A 325-nucleotide genomic window follows, 5' to 3' on the forward strand; every position below is an offset into this window, starting at 1 on the left:
AATTACGCAACAAAGCCACTCAAATTAAGCAGTTAGGCTTACTTAGTCGAAGTATTATTGTAGTGGGTATGAATAACCAAGTCATTTATACCCAAAGAGTACCTGAACTTACAACTATCCCTAGTTTAGAACGAGCAGTGAAAGTTGCGTTAGAAAACCGCTAGACTCCGGAAATATATAAGGGGCATTAGCCTCTTATATATTAACCTAATTCCAATTATATAAATAACAATCAATAATGAAAACCATAAAAAAACAAAATATATTTATAGGGTTGTTAATCCTGGTATCATTAGGTGCTCTTAAAGGCTTTGTTGCGTAATTC

General features: G+C 33.2%; 1 pseudogene. It reads left to right on the forward strand.

Annotated elements, in window-relative coordinates:
- Window positions 1-164, forward strand: a pseudogene (locus AB4180_RS22710) (thioredoxin peroxidase); the annotation flags it as partial.
- Window positions 165-325 lie beyond the last annotated feature (161 nt).

The sequence above is a fragment of the Vibrio sp. 10N.286.49.C3 genome (genome assembly GCF_041469545.1).
GTDB classification, from domain to species: Bacteria; Pseudomonadota; Gammaproteobacteria; order Enterobacterales; family Vibrionaceae; genus Vibrio; species Vibrio tasmaniensis_A.